Origin of the sequence: Planosporangium thailandense (assembly GCF_011947195.1) — a bacterium.
Taxonomy (GTDB): domain Bacteria; phylum Actinomycetota; class Actinomycetes; order Mycobacteriales; family Micromonosporaceae; genus Planosporangium; species Planosporangium thailandense.
Genome location: NZ_JAATVY010000003.1, coordinates 80,753 through 100,891 on the forward strand (window position 1 = coordinate 80,753; position 20,139 = coordinate 100,891).

The window sequence follows — 20,139 nt, forward strand, 5'->3', positions numbered from 1 at the left end:
GAGCCGCTTCACCGGAGCCGGATCGGCTTGTCCGCGAGGTGGACGGACAGCGGGTCGACCGGTTCGATCCAGGGCTTCTCCGCCGGCGCCTCCGGCGTGGCTCGCCACCTGCGGCCGACCCGGGCGACTGCGATCGGGTAGATCGTCAGCGTTCCGTCGGCGTCCAGGTGCAGCCGCAGGAACGACTTGTAGTCGACGATGCCCTGAGCGGCGAACAGTTCATTGACGTTGACGTCGAACGCGCTCGCGACCAGCAGGTACGCGGCGACCACCTGGCTGGACACCAGCCCGCTCAGCGGCGCGTAGACGAGCACCCCGACGATCAGCGGCAGCGGCCACCGCAGATCATGAGCCGGGAGGGCCAGCCAGGCCCACGCGCCGAGAACCCCGAGCGCAAGCTGCGCCGCGCCGTGGCCGAGCCCGAGTAGCCAGTGTCTGAGCTGCCGGGTGCCCGCGGTGGGTGGCATCGCGAACCCCACCGTGGCGCCGAGCACGAGGAGGGCTATCCCGACCAACGGGATCGTGAACAGGCGCTGCTCGGGGCCGGACATCCGCTGCACGGCCCCGGTGAACGCGAACAGCAGGAGCAGGTGGAGCGCGCCGAGCAGGCCGACGAACCCCGGGTTGCGCAGCGGCAGGCGGCCGAAGACACCCGCTGCCAGCAGCCGGGAGCGGCTCTTCGTCGGGTACGTCGCCGCCAGCCGGTACTCCTCGCTGCGGCTCTTCGTGCGTACCAGGGTGGTCTTCGGCGGCGCGTCGATCCGCTCCGGCAGGCGGTGCGTGGCGTACAGGTACGCGCCACCGCCCCCGCATGTGATCAGCTCGCGGTCCGGCCGGGTGTAGCGGGCATAGTGGTGCAGGTCGCCCGACAACATGACGCGTACGTGGGCGCGGGTCGGGTCGATGATCGTACGGATGAAGTAGTCGACCGTGTCGTAGGCATGCGGATCACGGGTGGCCTCGACCCACGTCGGGTTGGGCAGGCACAGGATCACCCGGTCGCCCGGACGCAGCTTCTTGGCCGCGTCGCGGAAGTAGCGCAGCTGTGGATCATCGATGTACGCGTCGAGCTGGGCGTCGATCGCGAACAGCCACCACCGGTGGGGCAGCCCGATCGCGAAGTAGGACCGGGTCTGGTGGGTACGCCAGCCCCCGACCTTGCCCCGCGCGCGGGCGAACAGGCGCAGGAAGGCGGTGAGGCCGTCGTACCAGTCGTGGTTGCCCGGCAGGGCGTACATGGTGGGCCTGTCGCCGTTGGGAGGTGGCAGGGGCAGCGCGGCCTCGTACGGCCCCTTGAACCGGTCCTCGTACTGTTGTCCGCTCGCCGTCGGGTAGACCTGGTCCCCACCCATCACGAGGGCCCGGCCCCGGGGCAGCGTCTCGCCGTCGACCGTGAGCTGCGGCTGGGCCAGCAGGTAGGCGATCGAGTAGGTGGCGTTGAACCCGTCGCCCAGGTCGGCGACGTAGTCCAGCCACAGCTCGCCGGTGTCGGTCTCCTCGTCGGTGTCGGTCTCACCGACTCGTTCGAAAAAGATCTGCGCGGGCAGGGAGTTCTGCAGCTCGCGTTTGTCGAGGTAGGCGCCGAAAAGATTGGCCAGGACCACCCGTACGGCCGTGCCGGCCAGCAGGGTGGGGCTCAACCACGGCACACCGGGCCGCGGAGTGAAGCCGAGCTGCTCGGGCCGCATCGAGGTCGGGCGGGGGTGGGCGTCGCTGACCGGCGGCGCCGGCTTCTGCGCCACTTCGAGCGGGGCTGGATCACCGGGGTCGGCGGTGAGCTCCCCGGGGGCGTGACGCGTCGGATCGGGGTCCACGGGCGGAGGCTACCGCGTGAATACGGTCGATGTCTCGGCGTGTCAGGAAACCCCGCGCACAGCCCGGCGATTCGTCGCGTACACTTGCGTACCGTTGCCGCCTTAGCTCAGTCGGCAGAGCGACGCACTCGTAATGCGTAGGTCGACGGTTCGATTCCGTCAGGCGGCTCCAACCGGAGGCCCAGGCCAGAGCCCTGATCAGGGATCTTGACCTGGGCCTCCGTCATGATCGGATAGGCCAAAGCAGCCAAACGAGCAGCCATTACGCCTCGTTCCACAGCGCACCCTCGATCCGGTCGGCGGCGTCCCGGGCGATCTCCGGAGCTACGTGGGCGTAGGTGTTGAGAGTGACGCTGATCTGCGTGTGACCCAGGATCTCCATCACGAATGAATCAGCGGTGAAGCTCAGGAACCTGGTAACAGCCCGCGGTCCGGTGGTCGCGCCTGTCAGCGTCGGGACTGCCAGTACTCCCGTAGTTCGGCATAGCTACGGCTGAGCCATCTTGGCGCATCCCGGTCTATGTCGTCGTACTTGGGGCCGTGGCTCGTGGAGTACTTACTGAACTGGGACAGGCCGAACGCCAGCCGAGTGGCTCCGCCGGTCCAGATCCGCACCCGCCAGCCGTAGAAGACGACGGTGTCGATGTTGTCGACATCTGTCCAGGAAACGCGGTACGTCCGGAGCGGGTTGACGATTTCGAGGTGGTCGGCGTGCATCACCACGCGCAGCATGCTGACGCGCGCGAATGCCGCCGAGAGTGCTGCTGCGATGACGCCGACGCCGACACGGGCCGGGGCATTGGTTGCCCCGGAAAGGAACGCGGAGGCGACGGCCGCGACGGCGCCCACCCCGAACGCTGCGGCGACAACGCCGTAAAGGAACGCATTGAACCGGGAGTACAGTGCGCGGGCCTGGTTCACGCTGGCCATTGTGGCACGTCGGTCAACCGGCGCCGGTTACCCAGGCGACGCACCGCGCCGCGATCCTCGCGCAGTGTCACCGGGTCGAGCGCGGGTGGCAGGAGCCGTGTGGGCGGTGCTACCTTCTGCGCGCACTTGTCGCCGGAGAGGGGGCTCCGTGTCGTTCGATGTCGATCCGACCGCGCTCGACGCGCTACGGCAACTGCTCGAACGTGGCAGTCAGGACGCGTCCGCGATGAAGAGCTACTGGCACAACAACGCCGGCGTCGACTTCACCGGCGAAGGAATCATCAACCTCTTCCGGGACACGGACGACAAGATCGAAAGTAACGTCGAAAAGTACTTCGACACGCTTTCCGGGCACACGATGCCCGGGGTCGCGGAGGCCGTCGCACGGGCCGGCAAGTACTACCGGTCCACCGACGCGGCCGCTGCCGAGCGGCTCGACGGCTCGATGCCGAGCACCGACGTCACCGCGGCGACCAGGGACGATCTCCAGGTCACCGCCGACTACCTACACCCGTCGCCGGCGTTCAGCGACGTAGCCGAGCCGACGAATCAGCTCAAGGCCCTGCCGGACTTCAACGCCACGATGCCGTACCAGCCGGCCTGGACCGACCTCGCCAGCCCCACGTCACTGCTGCGGGATGCGATCTGGGCGGTCACCAAGCTCGGCGTGATGCTGGGTATCTGCGACCGTCAGTACGACATCTTCGAGGTCGTCCTGAAGCCCGTTTGCGGCGACTGGGCTGGCATCAAGGCCACCGGTGCGACGATGACGAACCTCGCCAACGCGACGATCGACCTGCACGTCAATCTCGGCCACGCCATCCTCGGCATGAACACCGCCTGGCACGGCAACGCGGCAGACGCCGCTTCCGCGCACTTCCACCTGATCAGAAAGTCGCTCTTCGACGCCGGCGTGGCTCTTACCAAGCTTGGTGCCGAGTACGACGGCGCGGCCGAGGCGTGCTACAGCATGAGCTCGACCATCGGTGCGATTCTCGGGGATATCACCGACGCCGCGGTCGCCGCCGCCGTCGCAGGCGCCGCGACCGGGGCATTGACGGCCAGCGGCGTGGGCGTGCCGGCCGCGCTCGTCCTGGGCGCGTTCACCCTGACGAAGGTCTACCGGGTCGTCAAGGAGGTGTTCAACATCATCAAGATCATCGCGGACATGACCGCCCGGGTCAACGCGCTCCGCAGCGCCGTCGGCTCCACCTCCGGAGACTTCGGCAAGATTGACGGATCGTTTACGCCCTTCGGCCTGCCCGAGACGCCGGCGCTGCCACGCTGAACCGAGGTGCGAGAAAGGCCAATGATGGGATCGTTCGACGAGTACCCGCCCAACATCCGCGCCATCCTGGAGAAGGTCGCCGACGTCGGATACCGCGACATACTGCTCGACGAGGAGGCCGGCAACCGCTTCCTGTTCGAGACGCTGGCGACCTCCAATGACGCGACCCTCCGCGAAATCGGCGACCAGCTCCGTGGCGGAGCGATCGACCTGCGGCAGCTCGCCGCGTCCGACCACTACCGCGAAGCGCTGAACGGAGGGGGCGCGCGTCTGCTCGAATTCGACCCCGAGCAACTGGCAGAAGACCTTGACCGGGCGACCGGCGAGCCGCGGGACATCGACGCCGGCTCCCGCGACCGCGAGGACGGCGACACGGATCGCACCGCCGACGACCCCGATCGCCTTCGACGCGGCTGACGCCGGCCAGGCGCGACGCGCCCTGCGACCGCCCGCGTCCACATCACACGTCGATCAGCTACCCCGATCGATCGTCGTTCGCGCATGTCGCTGCCCAGCAGCGCGGGCCGCACCATTTTGCTCCACGAACGGCTCCACGCGCTGGATGCCACGCGCACAGCGGTTTGCCCAGCCGTCAACCGGTGCCTGTCCGATGGCGCCGGTACACTTGGATTAACGAAACCGCAGGTAGCGGCCATGTTGGCAAGATTTGACGCCTGACTCCAAACCGACCGGTAACACTCGTAATGCGTAGGTCGACGGTTCGATTCCGTCAGGCAGCTCCACCCGGAGGCCCAGGCCAGGACGCTGATCAGGGATCTTGGCCTGCGCCTCCGTCATGTCAGGTGGTTCGAGTATCCAGCCGAGCAGCCCAACCCCGTGCAACCGCCTGATGCGAGATGCCGAAAGGGCGGCGACCTCCGTCGCCGATGCTCCAGCCAGGACCTCCATCACGGCGCGGTACCGCTACTCCGGCACACTCAACTGACTGCGTCGAGCAGCATCCGCACCACGGTCCGGCCCACGCGTTGCCGGTCCGGCGGCAGGACCCGCCACGCGGGATGGTCAACATCAGCGAGCGGAGCCAGCCTGCGCATATGCGCGCGCTCGCTCCGCGACAGTGCTGTCGGATCGACCCGAGGATCCGGCAGGACCGCGGCCAGCAGCGCTGCATCCTGCCAGTCCCGCTCCCGGTTCGAACGCACGGGCAGCGACGTCGCCGCAGCCTTCCCGATCAGCGCGGCCAGCACGCTTGGTCGGTTCACCCGCCCGACAGTGCTCGAGCCGTACAGGTCCCGGATGGTGACGTCCACTGATTGCGCCGACGCCAGTAGCGCCCCGGAGGCCGGCACCTGCACGGTGCGTGCCGGGGGCACCGTCGTCGTGTCCGTCGACGTGCCGAGACCTTCCGGAGCGAGCAAGTCGACCGACACGGTGCCCGGTCCCGGGTCAGCTGGCCGGGAGAACCGGTGGCCGACCAGTTCGGGGCTCGCGCCATCGAACGCGAGGCCCTGCTCAAGCAGCCACGTCGACACGCGCCGAATGCTGCCGGGTGCAGCTCGCACGTCAATGAGCACGTCCGCGTCCAATGTTGGTCTCGGCAGCGTCATTCCGTGCTCGGCTGCCATCAGCGTCATCAGCTGCCCACCGACCAGCACCCACGGCACCTTCAGCGTCTCCAACCCGAACAGCAGCAGCCACCCCTGGTACTGCGGGGTGCCATCCCATCCAGCAGTATCACCGTCGCGCCTCCGTGAGCTTCGACCCGGCCCGCTCGAGCCAGTGGCGGCCTAGCGCGCGCATTCGAGCGTCATCTGACTCGGCCATGTCCAGCGCTGCCACCGCCAGGGGCACTGGCCTCCCCGGCTCCAGCACGGCGGACGCGTCCTCGGGTCGGTACATGCGCAGCTCGACCTGTCCGTGCGGGTCCGGTTCCAGGGAGTAGCGGCGTTCGAGTGCGGAGAGTTCGGCAGCGGAGACATAGCCGACTGCGTCGTCGCCGGGGCTCACATCCAGCCCGTGCAGCGCAGCGGCTCGGGCCCTGCCCGGGGAAACCGCCGGGTCGGCGAGCAGGTCGGCAATCAGGCCAGGATGCGCCCAGTAGCGCCGAGGCTCAGCGCGCCGACGTAGCAACTGCACCCATTGCTCGCCGGTTCGTGGCTCGAGCAGCACCCGTGACAGCCGGTGGCGCAGTTGACGATCACTGACCTGTCGCACTCCAGTGGTGAGATCACTGCCAAATGCTCGCAGCACGGCCCACGCCAGCCGTGGACCGGCCGGTCGTCCTGGCGCCGGCGCGTCGGCGGCACGTCGGCGCACGCTCGCCTCATCCACCAGGACGTGCCGGCCGACCTGCTCGTAGGCCAACTCACCTGTGGCGAGCAACTGACGGATCCGCGGCACGCTCACCCCAAGCTGTGCCGCCGCTTGCGGTACTGAAAGCCACTTCCGCTCCGCCATCACACAACCCTTCTCGTACAAGAAGCATTGTGTGACACGTTGTCCCTTCCGTCAATAAACTCTTCTCGAAGGAAAAGGTTTGTGTAACGCGGATGCAAAGCGTTCACGGCCAGTTCGCCATGGTCGCCGAACGGTCTCTGTCCGTCATCTCCGGTACGGTGATCAAGAATTCGCAGGTAGCGGCACATGTCCGGAACGGCTTGACGCCTGTTTCGAAACCGACCGGTAGCGCTCGTAGTGCGTGGACAAGAAGAGTGCCGTCCAGCTCATCTGGCCGAAAGTGCCACAAGGACATCGTGGCCGTTACCGGGAGTCCGGCAGTGGGCCACCTCGTCGTGCAGGTCGCATGCCATGCCACACCCCGGTCGTCAGCCGAGCGAGACCGGAAGGTTCTCGATGACGCGAAGGAACTACGACACCGTCGCTAGCCCGGGGACCGCTACGAGCCTGGCGCCCATCGCAGTGGCATGTCTGGAATGGATGCCGACAACTTTTCGCGGAGCGGCCTGTTCAACGTGAACGGGTCCGACGCCCGGCGCATCTTGGGGGTTGCAGCCAACGCCACATCTTTCGACGAGTCCGCCGCGAAGCGTGCGGCCCACCCACGCGGCACCGTCCGGGACATGCTCGATCAGGAGCCGAGCCGAGCCATAGGCCCATGCGATTGGAAGGAGTTTCTGGCACCATGTGGTTCATGCAGCCGCACCGCGAGCGAATGATGCGCCCCTTCTCGGGGCTCCTCGGCGTGCGCTAGCAAGACCACCAACGACCAGGCCCCTGTCTCGCGGGGCCTGCTGCGTCGTCTCCCGCTCATGGCAGGGCGAACGAATGAGGGAGACGATGACCGCTGACGGGCGCTTCTACATCACGACAGCCATCCCCTATGTCAACGCCGCGCCGCATCTCGGGCACGCGCTTGAGCTGGTGCAGGCGGACGTGCTCGCGCGTCATCGCCGGCTGCGCGGGCAGCCGGTCCGGTTCCTGACCGGAACCGACGACAACGCGCTCAAGAACGTCGCCGCCGCCCGTGCCGCCGGGGTGGACGTGCGCACCTTCGTCGACGACAACGCCGCCCGGTTCGCCGCGCTGCGCGACCCGTTGTCGCTGTCGTTTGACGACTTCATCCGCACCAGCGCCGACCCGCGCCATCCTGTTGGGGTGGCGCGACTGTGGCGGGAGTGCGCCGCCACCGGCGACTTCTACCGCCGACGTTACGAGGGGCTGTACTGCGCCGGCTGCGAGCAGTTCTATCCGGAGGCGGAACTGCCCGACGGGCTCTGCCCGGAGCACCGGGTGGCGCCCGAACCGGTCGCCGAGGAGAACTGGTTCTTCCGCCTGTCCCGGTACACCGACCGTCTGCTGGACATCCTCGAGACCGGCCAGGTGCGCGTCGAACCGGCCGTCCGCCGCAACGAGGTGCTCGCGTTCGTACGCGCCGGCCTGGCCGACTTCAGCGTCTCGCGCCCGGCCGCGCGGGCCAGCGGCTGGGGCATCCCGGTGCCCGGCGACCCGGGCCAGGTGGTCTATGTGTGGTGGGACGCCCTCACCAACTACGTCACCGCGCTCGGCTACGGCACCGACGAGCCCGGCTACGAGCGGTGGTGGGTGGGGTCGGCCGAGCGGGTCCACGTCATCGGCAAGGGCATCGTCCGCTTCCACGCGGTGTACTGGCTGGCCCTGCTGCTGTCGGCCGGCCTACCGCTGCCCACCGCCGTGTTCGTCCACGACTACCTGACCGTGGACCGGGTGAAGCTGGCCAAGAGTGCCGGCAACGCCGTCGACCCGACGGGCCTGGTCGACCGGTACGGCGTGGACGCGGTCCGCTGGTGGCTGCTCCGCGACGTTGCCCGGGTCGGTGACACCGACTTCACCGTCGAACGGTTGGTGCACCGCGCCAACGGCGACCTGGCCAACGGGCTCGGCAACCTGGTCAACCGCACCCTGACCCTGGTGCACAAGTACCGTGACGGGCAGGTGCCCCAGGCGCTCCACGCCGGTGAAGTCGCCCGCCTGGCGGACGCATGCGCCGCGCTTGCTGGCCGCGTCGACCGAGCCCTCGACGACTTCGACTTCCGAGCCGCCACCGACGCCCTGTGGTCGGTGGTCGACGAGGGCAACCGACTGGTGGAGGCCGCGCGCCCGTGGGAGCTCGCACGGGCGGAGCGCGCCCGTGACGGATCCGCCGCTGAGCGGCTCGATGCGGTGTTGGCCAGCCTGGTTGGCGCGTGCCGGGTGCTCGCCGTCGAGTTGCAGCCGTTCCTTCCGACCGGTGCGCAGCGCCTACGCGACCAGTTGTTGGCCGGAGCCCGCGTCGGTCGGCCACAGCCAGCCTTTCCTCGTCTGGAGCAGCCGAGGGAGGAGTAACAGGAGGCGCGACCCCACTGCCGGCGGCCTCGGCACGTGCCGGGCGGGAGGGAAGGGTGTTGCCGCCGACCATCGGCGGCCCACTGACGAGCTGCAACTCGGAGGCGGCCCGGGTGCCGTTGATTGAGCTGGTGACCCGTGGACCGAAAATCGATAGTCACGTAGATCTCGGCGCTGCTCGCTCGTCTCGACTAATTTGTATCCAACGACGACGACTTCGTGATCATCTGAGGAGCGGGATATGCCTATTCTGCTTGACGGCCAGCCGGACACCTTCTTCGAGGCGGCGCTCCGTGAGGCGGAACAGGGGCTTGCGGAGGGCGGGGTGCCGATTGGCGCGGCCCTCGCTATGGACGGGGAATTGTTGGCGGTCGGGCGCAACCTACGCGTGCAGAAGGACGACCCGATCGCGCATGGCGAGATGTCCTGCCTCCGCAACGCCGGCCGCCGTCAGACCTACAAGCAGACGACCCTCTACACAACTCTGTCCCCCTGTGAGATGTGCTCTGGCGCCATACTCCTGTTTGGCATCAAGAACGTGGTCGTCGGCGAGGCGACCACGTTCCCCGGGAACTTGACCATGCTGAGCGACCGCGGCGTCAATGTGACGTTGCTTTCCGACCCGCGCTGCGTGCGTCTAATGACACTGTTCCAGGAGCGCCATCCCGAGGTCTGGGCGGAAGATATCGGCCGCGCGTAGCCACGGTACCGACGCACGAATTGGCCGTGTCGCAGCGTCGTGTCTGCGCGACCGCTTCGGTCGTTCCAGAGCGGCGCTCAGTGGTACGCGAGAGCGGTGCTCACGAAATCAGAGAGCACCGCTCTCGAAAAGTGAGAGCAATGCTCTCTGTTTCTGAGTAGGCTTTCCAGGACGCTAATCGGCCGGGCGAAGCAGGTGGGTACGCCCCGCCCCGGCGGCTGCTCCACTACACCTGACCTGTCAGCAGGGTGAGGACCAGATCGCGGGGCAGGCCGTGGGTGTCGTGCAGGTATCGGAAGTCGTCGTCGGTCAGCGGGCCGCGCGACAGTTGCCGGTCGACGAGAACGCGGCCGCGCTCGACCAGGTGGCGGAAGCGCCGTTCCTCCACGCACAACTGATCCCGTACGTGCGGAAGGTCAATGTCCTGACCGAACAGGTCGACGGTGTGCTCGTACAGCTCCGGAGGAAGATCGCCCAGCGTACGGGTGGGGTCGTCGTGCCACAGCGTGGTCAGCGTGCGGCGGAGCAGGCGACGCAGCACGTACCCACGGCCGGTGTTCGACGGCCGGACCCCGTCGCCGAGGACCACGATGCCGGACCGCAGGTGGTCGCAGACGGTTCTCAGGGACGGCCCGTCGAGACTCCACAGCCGGGTGAGGGTACGGGTCCACGGCTCGAACAGATCGCAGTCGAACACCGACCGCTTGCCCTGCAGGAGCATCAGCAGCCGCTCCAGGCCGATACCGGTGTCGACATTGGGCTGCTCAAGGGGCTCGAGGTGTCCGTCCTCGAAACGCCGGTAGCGCATCATCACGTGGTTCCACACCTCGACCCAGCGGTCGTCGGTGGTCGGAGTTCCCCGCGGCGGCAGGTCGCCGGTCCAGACGAAGATCTCCGAGTCGGGCCCGCACGGTCCGGTAGGGCCGTTGGACCACCAGTTGTCCTCGACGGTCAACTCGACCGGAACGCCGAGTTCGGACCAGACCCGCTGGGACTCGATGTCCGGTCCGAGCTGCCGGTCGCCGCCGAACACCGTGGTGTACATGCGACCGGGCTCGATCCCGAACCCGTCGCGCAGGAGCTCGTACCCCCACCGCAGGCTCTGTGAGCCGAGGTAGTCGCCGAGCGACCACGAGCCGAGCATCTGGAACACGGTCAGGTGCGTGTGGTCGCCTACCTCGTCCAGGTCGGTGGTACGCAGACACCGCTGCACGTTGACCAGGCGCCTGCCGAGCGGATGGGGCCGGCCCTGCAGGTACGGCGTCAGTGGGTGCATGCCGGAGGTCGTGAACAGCACCGGGTCCCCGGACGGGGGTATCAGGGAGGTGCCGGTGATGCGCTGGTGACCACGCTCGCGGAAGAACTCGACGAACGTGGTCAGGGTGTCGTGGATGTTCATGGTGGAGGGGTCCTTCCGGGGTGGGTGGCGCCCGGAAAGGACCGCTGGTGCGAGGTTCGAGCGGATCAGGTGGCGCACCGGCGAGCCGTTTCCGGTCGCCGGCGGGAAAGAAGGTCAGACGGCGGCAACCGTCGAGCTGAAAGCTCGAGCGGCTGCGGCGGCAGTCGTACGGGTGACCTTCATGCTTCTCATCGTGCCAGCCGTCTGGCGTGACGCAACCGGATTGTGTCGCGGGACTGAAAGTGCGTTGCCACCGACGTTCGGTACGCGCGACGCTCCGGACGTGCAGATGCATGCCGAGCAGCTGACCATCCCGGTCGAGACGGTGCGTGAACTGGTGGATGAACAGTTTCCCGAGTGGCGGAGCCTGCCTGTCAGGCGCATCGCTTCACAGGGGACGGTCAACGCCATCTTCCGTATCGGCGAACAGTTCGCCGCCCGGTTCCCGCTGGTGCCTCAGGACGTTGAGGCGGCGCGACGCTGGCTGGAGTCCGAAGCGGAAGCGGCCCGCACGCTGGTGGGCCGTACCCGGTTCGCCACCCCCGAGCCGGTCGCGCTCGGTGACGCAGGGGCCGGCTATCCGCTTCCGTGGTCGGTGCAGACCTGGATACCGGGCATCGTCGCCACCGACGAGGACCCGGCGGAATCGGTCGCGTTCGCACATGACCTGGCCGAGTTCATCGCCGATGTGCGCGCCATCGACACGGGCGGCCGGACGTTCCGCGGGCACGGTCGAGGAGGCGACCTGCGATCCCACGACGGGTGGATGGAGACCTGCTTCCGCCGTAGCGAACAGCTTCTGGACGTTGCGCGGCTGCGCCGGATCTGGGCGGACATGCGGACCCTGCCGCGCGGAGAGACCAGGGACGCGATGACCCATGGTGACCTCATTCCGGGCAACGTGCTCGTGTCCAACGGGCGCCTGGCCGGAGTTCTCGACGTCGGCGGGCTGGGACCGGCTGACCCCGCGCTCGACCTTGTGAGCGCCTGGCACCTGCTCGATTCGGTGCCACGGCAGGCGCTCCGCGAGGACCTCGGCTGCGACGATCTCGAATGGGAGCGCGGCAAGGCGTGGGCGTTCGAGCAGGCGATGGGCGCCTTCTGGTACTACGTCGAAAGCAACCCGGCCATGAGCCAGATGGCCCGACGAACCCTGGACCGCATCACGGCCGACCGGTCACCAGCCTGAGCCGGGGAGCGGTCCGGCTCATTCGCCCGAAGCGACATCGGGTTCGCCCGAAGCGACATCGGGACAACCGAGCGTTTCAGTCGCCTGCCGCACCACCCGAACCATGGCCTCTCGTGCCCCGGCGAGGTAACGCCTCGGATCGACCTGCGTGGAGTTCCGCGCGAGGTGGGCCCGAACCGCACCCGTGAACGCGATGTTCAAGGCCGTTCCGATGTTCACCTTCGTCATGCCGTGCTCGACGGCTCGCTTGAGGTTCTCGTCGGAGACACCGGACGATCCGTGCAGTACGAGGGGCACCCCGACCGCGTCCTTCAGCCGGGCGATCAGGTCGTGATCGAGTTCGGCGGTCCGGGACGTCATCGCGTGGGACGTACCCACCGCGACGGCGAGGGCGTCCACCCCGGTGGCACGCACGTACTCACGTGCCTCGACGGGGTCGGTGCGTACGCCCGGCGCATGAGCGGTCTGCGGAGCGTCCGGCTTGCCGCCCACGTACCCCAGCTCCGCTTCGAGCCAGATCCCGTTGGCGTGCGCCCATTTCACGGCGTGCCCGGTTGCCGCCACGTTCTCGGCGTACGGCAGGGCACCGGCGTCGAACATGACGGATGAGAAGCCGCACTCGACGGCCTGCTCGGCCAGCGACAGCTGGGTGATGTGGTCGAGGTGCAGCGCCAGCGGGACACTGGACGACACCACGAGCGCGTGCAGCGCCGCGGCGAGCGGGGCGAGGCGGCCGCCGTGGAACGTGACGGCGTTCTCGCTCACCTGCAGGATCACCGGACGCGCGGCCTCCTCCGCGCCGGCGACGATCGCTTCCGCGTGCTCGAGCGTGATGACGTTGAACGCGGCGATGCCGCGCCCGGCGGCGCGCGCGTCGGCGACGAGGTCTCCGGTCAGCGCGACGCTCATGACGGATTCTCCGACCGGGAGCCGTGCGACTGGAGGAACTCCTCGCCGACGCCGCCGGCGTTCCCGGTACGCGCCCATCGCTCGAAGGCGTCGCGGGCGGCGGCCGCGCAGAGCTCGATCCGGAGGTCGCCGAGGCGGTGGTAGGTGTACCGGTACCGTCCGTCCTCGGTGAGCCCCGCCGCCTCGACCGGGTAGCCGGCCTCGGTGAACCGGGCGGCGGCATGTGCGACGTCGTCGACCCAGAAACCGACATGGTGTACCGCCATGTCTTCGCCCGGCGTGGTCCAGATCCTCGACCCGGGCACGTTCTCGGTAACCTCGAGATACGGTGGCCCGCTGCGTGAGAGAGTGAACCTGCCGGTGCAACGCTCGATCTCCCCGCCCACCTGGACGGTGACGGGGAGCTCGAGCGGGTCGGCGAAGTCCAGCCCGAGCAGGGCGTTGAGCTCGCTCAGCGCGTGGTCCAGGTCCGGGACCTGGATTCCGATGTGGACGTCGCGCATGTCCATGAATTCGTACTCCCAGTCAAGGCCGAATCGGTCAGGGGCGGACGGGGCCCGAGCCGGCGCCCGAGCGGACGATCGCCTCGGCGATGGTGTCGAGCTGCTCGCCGGTCAGCTCCAGGGACGCCGCGGCGATCCAGCCGTCGACCTGCTGGGCCGAGCGCGCGCCGACGATGGCCCCCGACACGCCCGGGAAGGCCAGCGTCCAGGCGATCGCGACGACCCCCGCGCTGACGCCCAGCCCATTCCCGACCTCGGAGAGGGCGGACGCGAGCGCCAGGTTGCGCTCGAGTCGCTCGCCGGTGAAGTCGGGGTGCCGCGCCCGCCAGTCATCTGCGGGCAGGCTCCGGACCCGGTCCGGGCTGAAGGAGCCGGTCAGCAGACCCGACTGCATGGGGCTGTAAACGATCACCCCAGTGCCGTGGTCGGCGCGCCACGGCAGGACGTCCGCGGCGGCACCGCGTTCGATCGCGGAGAACGGCGGCTGGAGTGAGTCGACGTGGCCGAGCTTCTCGGCTGCGTCGAGCTGGTCAGGGGAGTGGTTGGACAGGCCGACGGCGCGCGCCTTGCCCTCCTGCTTGAGGTCGAGCAGCGTCTGCCAGTACTCCTCCACGGGCGTGCCGTCCTCGGCCGGCCAGTGCATCTGGTACAGGTCGACGCAGTCGACCTCCAGGCGGCGTAGCGAGGCCTCGAGCTCTGCCCGGAGCGAGTCGGGCCGGCCCACCTTGGCCTCGGGAGCGCTCCAGTCGTCGCCCCAGACCAGACCGCCCTTGGTGAAGATGTACGGACGATCCTGCTCGGGCAGTCCCTTCAGCGCGTGGGCCACGACCTGTTCCGAGTGCCCGTGCCCGTACACCGCCGCCGTGTCGATCCAGTTGACTCCCAGCTCGACGGCGCGTCGGATCGAGGCGATCGAGGCCTCGTCGTCCTGGGCGCCCCAGCCGTAGGACCATTTGGGTCCTCCGACGGCGAAGGCGCCGAAGCCGACGCGGGTGATCGCCATGTCGGTCGTACCGAAGGGGACTCTGGGCAGGCTCACGGTTGATCCTCTCTGACGGGAAGGCGGTTGAGCTGGGTGAGCGGTTCGCGGCGTGCCCGGCCGTGGGCATCCAGCAGGCCCGTGTAGTACCGCTGGGCCTCGTCCGTGTCGGGTGGCGGGACGTGGATGGTCTCGACGGGTACGTCCGCCTCGCCGCGCACTGCTCCTTGGGCGAGGACGGCTGCACCGAGGGCGGTCGGTTCGGGCGTCCTGACCACCCGGAGGTGCCGGCCGAGGATCGCCGCGCGCATCCGCAGCCACGCGTCGTTGTCGCCGGCCGGGCCGGCGACGGTCAGGGACCGCACCTGAATGCCGGAGGCGGTCTCCGTTTCAGCGAGCATCGCGCGGCAGTTGAGCGCGAGGCCCTCGGCGAGCGCGCGCATCACGTCGGTGGGGCTCGCGGTGAACGGCAGGTTGGCGAACGTGGCGGTCGACAGATCAGGGTCGACCAGGCAGAGCGGGACCGGGGAGCCCGGCTGCGGCCAGGTCTCCGGTTCGAACCAGGTGGCAGCCGGCTCCGGCGGCAGGTTCAGCAGCTGTCGCCAGTGCGAGAAGAGCTGCCCACCCCGCACGTTGCGGTGCACGTACCAGGTCCGGTCGTCCACGAACGCGCCGATGTCGATCGAGGCCGGAGCCTCGTCGGGCACCTGTGGCGCGAGTACGAACACCGCCTCGGACGTACCGACGGACAGCATCGCGTCGCCCGCGGACCGGACGCCGCTCGCGAACGCGGCCGCGAAGTGGTCGTGCGCACCGCTGACCACGGCGATGTCACCGGACAGGCCGAGTTGTCGTGCGACCGGCCCGGCCAACGATCCCACCACTGTCCCGGAGGGTACGAGCCGCGGTGCTTTGTCCGCCCAGCCACCGGCCCAGCTCAGGTCGTCGGCATCGAAGCGGCGGCTGCGAAGGTCGAAAAAGCCGGTTCGGGAGGCGTGGGACTGATCCATGATCAGCTCGGTGCCGAGGCCGGCCAGGGCGGCCGTCACGTAGCTGCCGAGGTCGGTGAACCGGACCGTGGCGGCGGCCAGCGGGGCCCGCCGCTCGGCGAACCAGCGCAGCAGGAACAGCGAGTACGTGGGGTTGGTCGCCCGGGGGTGGGCGGCGGCGTAGGCGCGGCCGGGCGAGTCGTACCACGTGGGGGTCGGGCCGAGCGGGGTGCCGTCCTCGTCCACGAGCACGACCTCCTCGCCGAGGCTCGCCACGCAGATCGCGGCGACGTCCGAACGGTCGGGGAGCTGCGCGACGACTTCGCGCAGACAGTGCAGCACCTGCTCACGGATCGTCGCGGGATCGTGGGTCGCGCCGTCAGCGGTGGGGTGGACCGGGGTCTGCACGGAGGCGGTCGCGAGGACGCGCCGGTGATCGTCGCAGTACGCGATCGCCTTGATGCGGGTGGTGCCGATGTCGGCGCCCAGGTAGATCATTGTGTGCCGGCCCGCGGGGTCGGGACGGCGCCGGACCCGGCCTGCGTGACACGGACGTCCACGTCCTGCGCGTAGCGCAGGACGTCGGTGAGCGAGCCGACCTCGGGGCTCAACTGGACGGCGTTCGCCGCGCCGGCGCCCGTGCCTATCCGTAGCGCCTCGGCCAGCGAGGACGCTCCTCGTGCCGCCTGGCGTGCCAGCGTCAGCGCCAGCGCCCCGAAGAACGCGTCACCGGAGCCGGTCGCGTTGACCGTGTCGACCACCGGCGCCGAAACGTCGTAGATGTGGGTTGCGTCCATCGCGACGCAGCCTTTGCTGCCCTGCGTCACGATCACTGTGCCGATCCGGTGCTGCTGTCGGATGAAGTCCATGGCACGCAAGAGGTTCTCGCCGTCGACGCTGTCGGGGGCGGGCAACAGGTGCTGGAACTCCTGGGCGTTGACCTTGACGACGTCCGGTCCGGCGGTGATGGCTTGCGCCAGAGGTTCCCCGCTCGTGTCGACGAGTACGACACTGCCGGCGGCACGTGCTCTGGTGATGACCCGTGCGTAGAAATCCGTTGGTATCCCTGGCGGGAGGCTGCCGGTGAGCACGAGCAGATCGCCTGCGCGCAGTTCGGAGAACAACGTCGCTTCCATCTGCTGTGACTCGGCGCTGGTGATTACGGGCCCGGGCTCGTTGACGACGGTGGTCAGACCGGTCGCTTCCTCGATGATGACGACGGTCGTGCGGGTCTCGCCTTGTACGCGTACGTGAAGGTCCCGTATGCCTTCGGACCGGCACTCTCCGGCGATCACCTCCGCCACCGGCCCGCCGAGGAACCCGTGCAACGTCACGGCGCCACCGAGCCGCCGAATCGCGCGCGCGACGATCAGGCTCTTCCCGCCCGCTCGCGAGATCACCTGGCGTGCGCGGTTGACGCCGAACGGGGCGAACGTCGGCACGACCTGGAGACGGTCGAGTGCGGGGTTCGCGCCGACGACGTGCAGGGCAGGCTCGGCACTGGTGGCCGGGTCGCGGGATTCAGGCATTGTGCGAGCCCGCCGCCGTGAGCTGGCCGCGGATGAACGTCACGGCGTGGCGCGCGAGGTCGTCGGAGTCGGTCCACAGGTTGCGCCAGACGGCGAGCGTTCCGGACAACGAAGCGTTGACCACGGCCGAGGAGAATGACTCGAACGTGATGACGCGGTCGTAGCCGATGGAGTCGAGCGCTCGGAAGAAGGTCGGGAAGTCGATTGTTCCCGAGCCGAGATAGCCGCGATGGCTCTCGCCGACGTGCACGTAGCCGAGTCGGTCACCCGCGAGGAGCACCGGGGCGGACATGTCATCCTCTTCGATGTTCATGTGGTAGGTGTCCAGGTGCACCGAGACGTTGTCCTCGCCGACCTCGTCGATGAAGCGCAGGGCGTCCGCGCAGGTGTTGAAGAGGTTCGACTCATAGCGATTGACCACCTCGAGCGCCAGTCGCATCCCGCGCTCCGCTGCGGCTTGGGCCAGTTGACGCACCACGGCGACGGCGTTGGCCCGGCCCGCCGGGGTGGCCGCTCGGGTGTACTTGCCCAGCGCAGAGTAGAGGACACCGCAGAGGAGAGTCCCGCCGACGGCGTGGAGCACGTCGAGCGCGGCCAGGAGAAGTTCCTCCCCTCGCCGCACGGTCGCGAGGTCGGTGGAGGAGACGTCGTGGTCGGCGCGCAGGGCGAGCGACGCTCCGGGCGCCACCGGGGCCATGGCGAACGTCTCGGCGATGCCGGCCACGTCGAGGTCGGAGGGTGCCGACAGATTCAGCTCCAGCAGCCCGAAGCCCGCGGAGCGGGTCCGCCCGATCGCCTCGCGCAGGGCGTCGACCGACGTCTCCCCCGTCCACACGAGCGAATGCACGCCAAGTGGCTGCGACATCCAGCTCTCCTGTTCTTGGGAGTGACTGATGAACCAGGCGATCAGACCATGGCAATGCACAGAGAGTCAAGCCAAATCAAAAATGAAACCAACTCAGTGCCCGCCGTGCGGTACATTTCCCGCGTGAGCATGCAGCCCGATGACGTGTCGGCCCGACGTGACGGGCTCGACGGCCGCCGCCTTTACGCCCCCGAGCGACAGGAGCGCATCCTGTCCAGGGCGCGCGCCGAAGGGCGGGTGGACGTCGCTGAGGTCGCCGAGGAACTCCAGGTGACTCCGGAGACGATCCGCAAGGATCTCCAGTCGCTGGAGCGGGCCGGCTTCGTGCGGCGCGTCCACGGTGGCGCTCTGCCGGTCGAGCGGGTGTCCCTCGAGACGTCGGTGGCGGAACGGGTGGAGCACGCCGAGGCCAAGCTGGCGATCGCGCGGTGCGCTCTCGCCGAGGTCCCGGAGACCGGCGCCATCTTCATCGAGGCGGGATCCACGACGCAGCGCCTGGCCGAGATGCTGCCGGACAACCGGCGCCTCGTCGTCATCACGAACTCGCTGCCCGCGGCGCTCTCGCTGGCCACGAAGCCGAACTTCACCGTCATCACGCTCGGCGGGCGCGTGCGCGGCGTGACCCTGGGAGAGGTGGGCAAGTTCGCGCTGCGCAGCCTGCAGGAACTGGCGATCGAGGTCGCGTTCCTGGGCACGAACGGCATCAGCGTGCACCGGGGTCTGACCACCCCGGACGCCGCGGAGGCCGACATCAAGCAGGCCATCATCAAGTGCGCGGACCGCAGGGTACTGCTCGCGGACAGCTCCAAGATCGGCGCTGTTGCGCTGTGGCGCTACGGCAACGTGTCCGACATCCACACCCTGATCACCGACGCCGGGGCGGACCCCAGCGACATCACCCAGCTGCGGGCGGCCGGTCCGCAGGTACTGATCGCCGAGTGACGGCCGACTCCCTTCGTTGAGGCGGTCCCACGCGGAGAACCCGCACCATCCGGACAGCTAGTATTCCTTGGCTTTCTCTGCGAAAACCCTTGCCTAGTTTTGACTAGTCGTGCTTGACTGCGGCAACTCGAAGGTCGGCGGGAGAGGAAGCTAGATGGACGCCCAGATCGGCGTGGTGGGACTAGGCGCAGCCGGAAGCATGGCGTTGTGGCGCATCGCCGCCGGCGGTGGCGACGTGCTCGGCTTCGAACAGTTCGCGCCGGGCCACGCCCGCGGGTCCTCGCACGGCCAGTCCCGGCTGTTCCGGCTGGCAACCTCGGAGGGGGCGCACTACGCGGCAATGGCGCGCCGGGCCCGTGAGCTCTGGATGGAGCTGGAGCGGATCAGCGGCGACCGGATCCTGCTCACCACGGGCGGCCTCTCCATCGGACAGGCGGACAGCGAGCTGCTCACCTCCGTCCGTAGGGTCGCCGACGAACTCGACCTGCCGTTGGAGCAGTTGGACGCCGATCAGCTCGCCCGGCGGTTCCCACAGCACCACTACCGCCCGGGGGACGTGGCGCTCCTCGACCCCAACACCGGGGTGCTGTTGTCGGAGCGCGCGATCACGGCAGCGACGGCGGCCGCCACCGCGGCGGGGGGCCGGGTGTATGCCGACACACCCGTCCTGGAGATAGTCCCGGGTGACGACAGCGTCACCATCGTCACCGCCGAGCGGACCTTCGAGGTGCGGACGGCCGTCGTCGCCGCGGGAGCGTGGCAGGGACGGTTGCTCCCGTCACTCCAGGAGCACTTCACGGTCCGGCGCGCGATTCTCACCTGGTTCGAGCCGCGCGCGCAGTACCGCGCAGCCTTCGATCCCGAGACCTTCCCCGTCTTCACCCACGACGTCGGTGCGGCCACCGGCTGGGGCGCCGCGCGCATCGACAGCACCGGGGTGAAGGTCGGCATGCAGGACAACGAGGGGTACCGGATCGACGATCCCGCGGCGAACGCATCTGTCGTCGCGCCGGCCGAGATGGCCGCGGTGACCGATTACGTCGCCGAGTACGTGCCGACTCTCGAACCACGTGTCGTGCGCTCCCGCGGCTGCATGATCACGATGACGCCCGACTCGGGATTCGTGATCGGCCGCCTTCCCGACCACCCCAACGTCATCGTTCTTTCGGCGTGCTCCGGGCACGGGTTCAAACACGCCGCAGCGGTCGGCGACATCGGCGCTGACCTCGCCTTGACCGGCACCACCAGCACGGATCTCAGCCCGTTCGCTCCCGACCGCTTCGCCGCGGTCGGGTAACCAACGCACCGACAGAAGGAACCG

At 68.8% G+C, this 20,139-nt stretch carries 18 protein-coding genes and 1 tRNA gene; 8 read left to right on the forward strand and 11 right to left on the reverse strand.

Features of this window, described 5'->3' with window-relative positions; translation table 11 throughout:
• Positions 1-8 precede the first annotated feature (8 nt).
• On the reverse strand, positions 9-1,688 hold the full coding sequence (locus tag HC031_RS05725; protein ID WP_420813606.1) for a metallophosphoesterase: 1,680 nt from the start codon (positions 1,686-1,688) through the stop codon (positions 9-11).
• A 222-nt stretch (positions 1,689-1,910) separates the two neighbouring features.
• Between HC031_RS05725 and HC031_RS05730 the strand changes: the two genes are divergently transcribed.
• Positions 1,911-1,986 (forward strand) — tRNA-Thr (locus HC031_RS05730).
• A 275-nt stretch (positions 1,987-2,261) separates the two neighbouring features.
• Here HC031_RS05730 and HC031_RS34260 read toward each other — a convergent pair.
• Entirely contained in the window at positions 2,262-2,735 is a 474-nt protein-coding gene (locus tag HC031_RS34260; RefSeq protein ID WP_167924129.1) for a PH domain-containing protein, read from the reverse strand.
• A gap of 94 nt (positions 2,736-2,829) precedes the next feature.
• Here HC031_RS34260 and HC031_RS05740 point away from each other — a divergent pair, with 94 nt between their 5' ends.
• On the forward strand, positions 2,830-4,032 hold the full coding sequence (locus HC031_RS05740; RefSeq protein ID WP_167924130.1) for a hypothetical protein: 1,203 nt from the start codon (positions 2,830-2,832) through the stop codon (positions 4,030-4,032).
• 6 nt (positions 4,033-4,038) lie between these two features.
• Positions 4,039-4,449 carry a hypothetical protein gene (locus tag HC031_RS05745; protein ID WP_167924131.1) on the forward strand — a complete coding sequence of 137 codons (411 nt, stop codon included), beginning with the start codon at positions 4,039-4,041 and terminating at the stop codon, positions 4,447-4,449.
• Between the two features lie 521 nt (positions 4,450-4,970).
• Here HC031_RS05745 and HC031_RS05750 read toward each other — a convergent pair.
• Both HC031_RS05750 and HC031_RS05755 read right to left on the reverse strand, forming a co-directional pair.
• Complete coding sequence (locus tag HC031_RS05750) at positions 4,971-5,672, reverse strand: hypothetical protein (protein WP_167924132.1); 702 nt, start codon at positions 5,670-5,672, stop codon at positions 4,971-4,973.
• Between the two features lie 55 nt (positions 5,673-5,727).
• Complete coding sequence (locus HC031_RS05755; RefSeq protein ID WP_167924133.1) at positions 5,728-6,450, reverse strand: excisionase family DNA-binding protein; 723 nt, start codon at positions 6,448-6,450, stop codon at positions 5,728-5,730.
• An 840-nt stretch (positions 6,451-7,290) separates the two neighbouring features.
• Between HC031_RS05755 and metG the strand changes: the two genes are divergently transcribed.
• Positions 7,291-8,814: a methionine--tRNA ligase gene (gene metG, locus HC031_RS05760; protein WP_167924134.1), complete on the forward strand. Its 1,524-nt coding sequence runs from the start codon at positions 7,291-7,293 to the stop codon at positions 8,812-8,814.
• 241 nt (positions 8,815-9,055) lie between these two features.
• Entirely contained in the window at positions 9,056-9,514 is a 459-nt protein-coding gene (locus tag HC031_RS05765) for a nucleoside deaminase (RefSeq protein WP_167924135.1), read from the forward strand.
• 226 nt (positions 9,515-9,740) lie between these two features.
• Here the strand turns inward: HC031_RS05765 and HC031_RS05770 are convergent, their stop codons facing one another.
• Positions 9,741-10,913, reverse strand: coding sequence for an alanine--tRNA ligase-related protein (locus HC031_RS05770; protein WP_167924136.1), 1,173 nt, complete (start codon positions 10,911-10,913; stop codon positions 9,741-9,743).
• A 289-nt stretch (positions 10,914-11,202) separates the two neighbouring features.
• Here HC031_RS05770 and HC031_RS05775 point away from each other — a divergent pair, with 289 nt between their 5' ends.
• On the forward strand, positions 11,203-12,102 hold the full coding sequence (locus tag HC031_RS05775) for an aminoglycoside phosphotransferase family protein (protein WP_167924445.1): 900 nt from the start codon (positions 11,203-11,205) through the stop codon (positions 12,100-12,102).
• 18 nt (positions 12,103-12,120) lie between these two features.
• Here HC031_RS05775 and HC031_RS05780 read toward each other — a convergent pair whose 3' ends face one another.
• From HC031_RS05780 to HC031_RS05805, 6 genes are read right to left on the reverse strand one after another with little or no spacing between them, the layout of a single operon-like run.
• Positions 12,121-13,011, reverse strand: coding sequence for a class II fructose-bisphosphate aldolase (locus tag HC031_RS05780; protein WP_167924137.1), 891 nt, complete (start codon positions 13,009-13,011; stop codon positions 12,121-12,123).
• Positions 13,008-13,520 carry a VOC family protein gene (locus tag HC031_RS05785; RefSeq protein WP_167924138.1) on the reverse strand — a complete coding sequence of 171 codons (513 nt, stop codon included), beginning with the start codon at positions 13,518-13,520 and terminating at the stop codon, positions 13,008-13,010. The genes HC031_RS05780 and HC031_RS05785 overlap by 4 nt, the downstream gene beginning before the upstream one ends.
• Positions 13,521-13,551: 31 nt before the next feature.
• On the reverse strand, positions 13,552-14,553 hold the full coding sequence (locus HC031_RS05790) for an aldo/keto reductase (protein ID WP_338090492.1): 1,002 nt from the start codon (positions 14,551-14,553) through the stop codon (positions 13,552-13,554).
• Positions 14,550-15,980, reverse strand: a complete 1,431-nt coding sequence (locus HC031_RS05795) for an FGGY-family carbohydrate kinase (RefSeq protein WP_167924139.1) — start codon at positions 15,978-15,980, stop codon at positions 14,550-14,552. The genes HC031_RS05790 and HC031_RS05795 overlap by 4 nt, the downstream gene beginning before the upstream one ends.
• Positions 15,977-17,011 (reverse strand): 1-phosphofructokinase family hexose kinase, encoded by a 1,035-nt coding sequence (locus HC031_RS05800; protein ID WP_167924140.1) that lies wholly within the window; start codon positions 17,009-17,011, stop codon positions 15,977-15,979. Before HC031_RS05800 ends, HC031_RS05795 begins: the two co-directional genes overlap by 4 nt.
• Entirely contained in the window at positions 17,004-17,876 is an 873-nt protein-coding gene (locus HC031_RS05805; RefSeq protein WP_167924141.1) for a sugar phosphate isomerase/epimerase family protein, read from the reverse strand. The genes HC031_RS05800 and HC031_RS05805 overlap by 8 nt, the downstream gene beginning before the upstream one ends.
• Before the next feature lie 129 nt (positions 17,877-18,005).
• Here HC031_RS05805 and HC031_RS05810 point away from each other — a divergent pair, with 129 nt between their 5' ends.
• Positions 18,006-18,818 carry a DeoR/GlpR family DNA-binding transcription regulator gene (locus tag HC031_RS05810; protein ID WP_167924447.1) on the forward strand — a complete coding sequence of 271 codons (813 nt, stop codon included), beginning with the start codon at positions 18,006-18,008 and terminating at the stop codon, positions 18,816-18,818.
• Between the two features lie 154 nt (positions 18,819-18,972).
• A complete protein-coding gene (gene solA / locus HC031_RS05815) occupies positions 18,973-20,115 on the forward strand; it encodes an N-methyl-L-tryptophan oxidase (RefSeq protein ID WP_167924142.1) in 1,143 nt (380 codons plus the stop codon).
• The last annotated feature ends 24 nt before the right edge of the window (positions 20,116-20,139 follow it).